Below are 6,580 nucleotides of genomic sequence, written 5' to 3' on the forward strand. Positions count from 1 at the left end.
GGTTAACCGCATCAAGGAAGTGGTACCCGACGCCAAGCTGGTTTACAACAACAGCCCGTCCTTCAACTGGACTCTGAACTTCCGTCAGCAGGTATTCGACGCATGGAAGGAAGAAGGCAAGGACGTTTCTGCCTACGACCGCGCCAATCTGATGAGCGCCGAGTACGACAACACCGAGCTGGGTCAGCTGGCCGACGAGTGGTGCCGTAACTTCCAGCGTGATGCGTCCCGTGAAGCCGGTGTATTCCACCACCTGATCACTCTGCCGACGTACCACACTGCGGCTCTGTCTACCGACAACCTGGCCAAAGGCTACTTCGGTGACGAAGGCATGCTGGCTTACGTTGCTGGCGTACAGCGTCAGGAAATCCGTCAGGGTATCGCTACTGTGAAGCACCAGGACATGGCCGGTTCCAACATCGGTGATGACCACAAAGAGTTCTTCGCTGGTGAAGCGGCTCTGAAGGCCGGTGGTAAAGACAACACCATGAACCAGTTCGGTTAATCGACCGGTTCAGATTGTCCGGCAGGCACCCGCAGGTGCCTGCCAGCTACCAGAAACCCCGCATGGCTCGCGCCCTGCGGGGTTTTGTTTTTTAACACTGGCGGATTTTTCCAGGTTGCTGATATTGGGGGACAAAAGCGAAATGGCTGATATGTAGCCACCGTTTGCTGTTTCACCAGCGCAACAGTTCGTCAATTCACGGTTGTTTTCTGGCGCCTTTGAAATTCAAATTTCCCAATAGTTTTCAATGTCCTGAGCAATTTTCTTGGCTTCTGGCACGGGAATCGCTCTTGTCTCCGGGCGGGTCTGGACCTTGGCTTACCCGAATGCTGGCGGGTTGGGTTGGACCCCTTTAAGCCAATACCATCAAAAGGACATGACATCATGAATACCAAGAAAAATCTGCTAGCCGCTGCCATCGCCATGAGCATGGGTATTTCCGGATTTGCACTGGCTGACCAGGGTGGGGACGGTGACCCCAACAACAATGCCAATGACAATTCCGCTGCCAATACCAACTATTCCGGTAACGCGGATTCTGGCAACGACAACTCCACCAACAACTCCGATAACTCGGACAGCTCCGATAACTCCAACAATTCAGACAACAGCACCGATGTGGCGGACTCTTTCAAGATCGCCGACAGCGGAAACAACATGTCTGATAACTCGAATAATTCGGACAACTCCAATAACTCCGATAATTCGAACAACTCGGATAATTCCGATAATTCGGACAGCAGCACCAACGTGAACGACGCCTTCAAGATTGCCGACAGCGGCAATACCGATGCGTCTGACAACTCCGATAATTCGGATAACTCGGATAATTCCGACAATTCGGACAACAGCACCAGTGTCAACGATGCCTTCAAGATTGCCGATAGCGGCAATACTGATGCATCAGACAACTCCGATAACTCGGATAACTCTGACAACAGCACCAACGTTAGCGACTCTTTCAAGGTCGCTGATAGTGGCAATGACATGTCAGACAACTCGGATAACTCCGATAATTCGGACAACTCAGATAACTCTGACAACTCCGATAACAGCACCAACGTGAACGATGCCTTCAAGATTGCCGACAGTGGCAACACCGATGCATCGGACAACTCGGATAATTCCGACAATTCGGACAACTCAGATAACTCTGACAACTCTGACAACTCCGACAACAGCACCAACGTGAACGATTCGTTCAAGATCGCGGACAGTGGCAACAGTGACAGTTCTGACAACTCCACCAATGCCACCGATTCCTACAATAGCGACAGCAGTGACAACTCAGACAACAGCACCACCACGCTGAATCTGTCGTTGGAAGTGTTCATGAATGATGCAGAGCTTAACGGCTCGGTCTCTGGCACCAATGTCACCTATGGCAGCGCCAACGGTGAAGGTTCCTATGTGGATACCCGCACTGGTAACGAGATCAGTGGTGGCTCCGCCAACTTCACCGGGGTCGGGGCATTTGCCCAGAATGCCGGCGTTGGCAGCGTAACCCAGGCCAATGTAAGCGTAATGTCCAACCTGAGTACCGGTGGTGGCAGCAACTGAGACAGGTCGGGCTGCCCGGTCAGGGCAGCCCGGTTTAGTCGGGAGATGTGTCATGGCCAGATTCATCAACAGGATGCTGATGGCTGCGCTGGTGTCGGTGGCGTCCGCAAGCTGGGCCGGGGATTGGCCTGATGCGGAGCCAATGAGTGCCGATCAGTTGGAGGCTGCCAGCGGGCGACAGGGAATTCCGCTCCAGTGGCAACTCAATGAATCAGAACAGAACGCTCTGGTGTCTGGCAACGTGTTGTCTGGCCCGGTCAAGACGGGAGACAACCGTATCAGTGATCAGGCCTTCGGCAACATGAGCGGCATTGCCACCGTCATCCAGAACACCGGCAACCAGGTGGTCATTCAGGACAGCACGCAAATCAATATTCTCATCAACCATTGAGGAGGGGCGGCCGCCATGGCTACCAATCGCATCGGGAACCGTCAGGGACGCAGCCGTCAGGCGCTGTCGGCAACTCCCGTAGCGCCGTGGTGTGGCGGCCTTTCCCGCCGGCCGTTTTTAAGGTGTTGCCTGGCCGGTGCGCTGGCCGGAATGTTGTCAACACTCAGTCATGCCGGCACCGTGCTGGTTCCCGGGCCTGCCGGGGACGTTCCGGTGTCTGTCACCAGCTTTCAGAATCAGCGATTCTCGGCCGTGTTCCAGCAGGAATACGATTTCAGCTGTGGCTCGGCGGCACTGGCATCGCTGTTGTCCTTTCACTACGGCGATGAGGTCAGTGAGCAGGAAGTGTTTGAAGGTATGTGGACTCTGGCGGATCAGGATAAAGTGCGCCAGCAGGGCTTCTCCATGCTGGATATGAAGCGTTATCTGGAGTCCGAAGGATATCTGGCCGATGGATTCCGCATGCCGCTGGCCGGTCTCAGGGATCAGGTTCGCGTGCCGGTGATTGCCCTGGTAACGCTGGGAGGTTATCGGCATTTTGTGGTGATCAAGGGCATCAGTGATCAGGAAGTGCTGGTGGGCGATCCGGCCCGGGGACTTAAAGCCTACAGTTGGGCGGAATTCCAGGAGCATTGGGATGGCTCCGCCTTCGTGATACGCAGCCATCTGGATATGGGGCGAGCCAGTTTTCTGGACCGGGACGACTGGCCGGGCCTTGCCCGGGCGCCTCTGTTCAAGGGTCTTGGCTCACCGGCACTGGGGCACACCCTGCCATACTGGCCCAGCACACAGGAGTGGTAAGGCCATGGTTAAACGATACGCTTTTCTGATCTCCCTGAGTCTGCTTGCCGGGCCGGTTCATGCCGAGCTGAGACTACCTGTCACCAGCCTGGCGGATGCCGAGCTGGATCAGCTTCGGGGCGGCTTTGTGATGAACAATCTGGAGATCTCCATCGGCCTTGAGCAGGTGCTGGCCGTGAACGGACAGACCCTTGTTGTAAATCGCCTGACCATTCCGAATTTGAACGACCCCATGGTCGCAGACCGGCTGAGCACCCAGTTGGCATCCATTCAGGGAGCGTGGGAGAGCGGAGCAGGGCAGCTGGCGCTTGATACCGCCGTGGCCGGCTCGGGCGGCTGGATGACGGTCATCCAGAACAGTCTGAACGGAACCACCATCCAGAACATCCGGCAACTGAATATTGAATTGAACAACCTCGGTGGCGCCTATCGGTTGCCACGGGATTTCAGTCTGCCCATGTTGCCGTGATCAGCCTCAGAGATTAATCGGCAGCTTGAGGGTGATCTCGCTGTTCGGTGCGCTGTCGGTGACTCCCACTGCCACCGTCAGGCTCATGGTGGTCGAGGGCGATAACCGGTGCGACAGCCCAAAGGACAGTGACCCCACCTGAATCCGGTCAAAGTTCGATGAGAAAAGATCGTTGCCATGTTCAAAGGTGGTTTTGCGAATGACCGAATGATCGTAGCCCAGGCTGAACGAAGTGCGTTCGTTAAACGCAAAGCCCATACCAAAGCCGAATCGCACCACGTCACCGGGGTCGACGGTGCCCCCGTTTTCAAAGCCCTGCTCTTCCTTGATGGTCCAGGCGTAACTCAGGTTTCCGAACAGAACCGCCGGGTCGCTCGGGTAGATAAAGGAAAGTCCCGGTTCCACCGCCCAGAAGCCTGAACCGGTGGGGCGGTTGGCCAGCTCTACCCCGATGGGGTTGCCGCTGCTGTCGGTAATGATTCGCTGGTCGACATCGTAGGGGCCTTCGCCGGTGGGCGCCCGGGCCCGGAAAGTACCGATCAGATAAGGCCAGCCATCGAGGCCATCGTTGAGCTGGTAACGTATCGATAACTCGGCATCACCGATGCCATCACCGGACGATTCCCGCACGGTATCGACTGGCGTTCCCTGAAACACTTCCCGTTCCCGAAGGTCTTCCCGAATGCTCAGGTAGGGCAATCGCAGGCTGCCTTCCAGCCGGCTGGTGAAACCGTATTTCAGGGATAACGCGCTGACGAAAATATCGCGCTGGATCTCGGAGATGTTGATCAAGCCCACCAACAGAGCCGGAATGACTGTGTACCCCTCAACCGCCACGCGGGTTGCGTTGCTGTGGGCGTGGGAAAACGATGGCTCGATGGTAAATCGCCCGGGCCGGGTGACGATACCTCGGTCTGCGGTAATGGAGGCAATCGTGGTTGCGCTGTCCTGGGCCGCCGCTTCCCGCTGCTCGGTGGTGCCGGCGGTGCGTTCATCCGGAGCAGGCGGTTCGGCCAGGGCAAGCGGAGTAAGGCATAGGCTGAAGCTGAACAGGGCCAGACGTTTCATGACAGATCTCCATGATCGCGTTTCTTGGGAAGGCCGTGGTTCGACGGTGGTTGCAGCTGGTGTTTTTCCAGCAGTCGGTAAAACGACACTCGGGAAATATTCAGTAGCCTCGCCGCAGCCGAGACGTTGTGATGCGTCAGGGCGAGACTGGTCGCGATGGCTTCCTGGTCGGCCCGGGCCCGGTAGGCCTCCAGGCTGAACTGGTCGATGTGTGTGGGTAATGTGGCCGGAGGCAGCCCCAGGTCTTCGGGCTGGATGTTTAATTGCCGGGCAAGCAGAACGGCCTGCCGGAGCCGGTTCTGCAGTTCCCGCAGATTGCCCGGCCAGGAATGTGCGGCCATGGCCAGCAAAGTGGCGTTACCAAGCCGGTAGTGTTCTCCCTCCGATGTGCCCAGGGCCCGTTGGGCCAGATATGGCAGGTCTTCCAGACGTTCTCTGAGCGGTGGCAGGGTTACCGTGAGGTTGCCAAGCCGATAGAACACGTCGCTTCTGAAACTGCCCTCTGTGACTTTCTGGTCCAGTTGGGTATTACAGGTGGCGATCACCCGCACATCGACTTGCACGGCATGATTCGAGCCCACGGGTTCGATTGTGCCTTCCTCCAGGAAGCGCAGGATGGCAGATTGCTGCATAAGGCCAAGCTCATCGGCACCCAATAGCACCAGGGAGCCGCCGTTGGCGGCTTCGATACGACCTTTTCTGGATTTCAGTGCGTGCGTGAAGGCACCGCGCTCATGGCCGAACAGTTCGCTCTGGGTCAGGGGCTCGGGTAGCGCGGCGCAGTTGATGACCGCTATGGGGCCATGGTGGCGCGGCGAGTGTTCATGGATAAACCGGGCTGCTGCCTCCTTGCCGGTGCCGTTTTCCCCGTAGACGATGACGGGTTCCTGAGTTGCGGCGAAGCGTCGCAACAGGCTGCGGGCCTGACGAATAGCCGGTGACGGACCATCCAGTACATAGTCCTGGTAACTGAGCAGTTCCGGGCCAGTCAGGTTCGCGCTCAGGGCGTGCATGCCCCACATATGGCCAAGGCTATTGATCAGTCGTTGATGATCCAGTGGAAGAGTGTGGTAATCCTGGCAGTAGTCGCGGATCAGGCGGCACACCATCGCGTTGTTCAGTTGCTGTCGCCCGACCACCGCCAACCAGGTGGTTACCGGTAGCAACTCCAGCCAGCCTTTGGTGTTTTCCAGGGTGGGTGGGTCCTGGTCGGCGAGAACACAGACCCCAACGGGTTTGCCCAGGTAGTCGGGCATTGGGAGCACGGGGGCATGCCGACTACTGATGACGGTCATCTGCCAGCCAGGAAGGTTGGGCAGCTGTGTGTTTTCAGCATCAGGGGCCGCCGACAACCAGACAAGCGGTCGTTTCTGTTCCATAGCTTTGCTCCGGCAAAGGGACTGAACAACCGACAACGCTGTATTCGAAAACGAGAGGGGACTGCTGCGGGAACTGCTATAGTCGACCACGACCCTGTGACCTGCCTGGGCTTCCATGCAGGTAATGTCTCAGCTGATCGATAGCAGGTTTTGCACCAGAATCGGGTAATCCCGTTAATACAGATGCTTGCTGATGGTTCCGGAGCCGGTGCAGGCTCGATCTGTAAAACTTATTGACGGTTATGGAGGAAGTCGAGGGGCATGGTAGCGGATCAATGGATTGTGTTTGCCGTTCTGTTTGTCACCCTGGCAGCGTTTATCTGGAACCGGTTGCGGTTTGATGTTGTCGCCATGCTGGCGCTGCTGGCGGTGGCCATTGCGGGACTGGTGCCGGTTGACAGCGTATT

The 6,580-nt window shown here is 57.1% G+C and carries 6 protein-coding genes and 1 pseudogene; 5 read left to right on the top strand and 2 right to left on the bottom strand.

Annotation, left to right across the window (positions count from 1 at the left end; all coding sequences use genetic code 11):
- The 5 genes and pseudogenes from B3Y70_RS11985 to B3Y70_RS12005 form a co-directional block, all read left to right on the top strand.
- A pseudogene (locus tag B3Y70_RS11985) lies at positions 1-505 on the top strand (isocitrate lyase); the annotation flags it as partial.
- Positions 506-889: 384 nt separating this feature from the next.
- Positions 890-2,065 carry a hypothetical protein gene (locus tag B3Y70_RS11990; protein WP_224850571.1) on the top strand — a complete coding sequence of 392 codons (1,176 nt, stop codon included), beginning with the start codon at positions 890-892 and terminating at the stop codon, positions 2,063-2,065.
- A 52-nt stretch (positions 2,066-2,117) separates the two neighbouring features.
- On the top strand, positions 2,118-2,456 hold the full coding sequence (locus B3Y70_RS11995; RefSeq protein ID WP_011786875.1) for a hypothetical protein: 339 nt from the start codon (positions 2,118-2,120) through the stop codon (positions 2,454-2,456).
- Between the two features lie 15 nt (positions 2,457-2,471).
- Positions 2,472-3,257: a C39 family peptidase gene (locus tag B3Y70_RS12000; RefSeq protein WP_288589870.1), complete on the top strand. Its 786-nt coding sequence runs from the start codon at positions 2,472-2,474 to the stop codon at positions 3,255-3,257.
- Positions 3,258-3,261: 4 nt separating this feature from the next.
- On the top strand, positions 3,262-3,726 hold the full coding sequence (locus B3Y70_RS12005; protein ID WP_288589872.1) for a hypothetical protein: 465 nt from the start codon (positions 3,262-3,264) through the stop codon (positions 3,724-3,726).
- Between the two features lie 6 nt (positions 3,727-3,732).
- Here B3Y70_RS12005 and B3Y70_RS12010 read toward each other — a convergent pair whose 3' ends face one another.
- Together B3Y70_RS12010 and B3Y70_RS12015 are read right to left on the bottom strand one after the other, a co-directional pair.
- The gene (locus tag B3Y70_RS12010; protein WP_014422728.1) at positions 3,733-4,794 is read right to left on the bottom strand and encodes a transporter; all 1,062 of its coding nucleotides are present in this window, start codon (positions 4,792-4,794) and stop codon (positions 3,733-3,735) included.
- Positions 4,791-6,173, bottom strand: a complete 1,383-nt coding sequence (locus tag B3Y70_RS12015; RefSeq protein ID WP_286714492.1) for a sigma-54 dependent transcriptional regulator — start codon at positions 6,171-6,173, stop codon at positions 4,791-4,793. The genes B3Y70_RS12010 and B3Y70_RS12015 overlap by 4 nt, the downstream gene beginning before the upstream one ends.
- Between the last annotated feature and the right edge of the window lie 407 nt (positions 6,174-6,580).

Source organism: Marinobacter sp. UBA5687 (genome assembly GCF_002420325.1).
GTDB classification, from domain to species: Bacteria; Pseudomonadota; Gammaproteobacteria; order Pseudomonadales; family Oleiphilaceae; genus Marinobacter; species Marinobacter nauticus.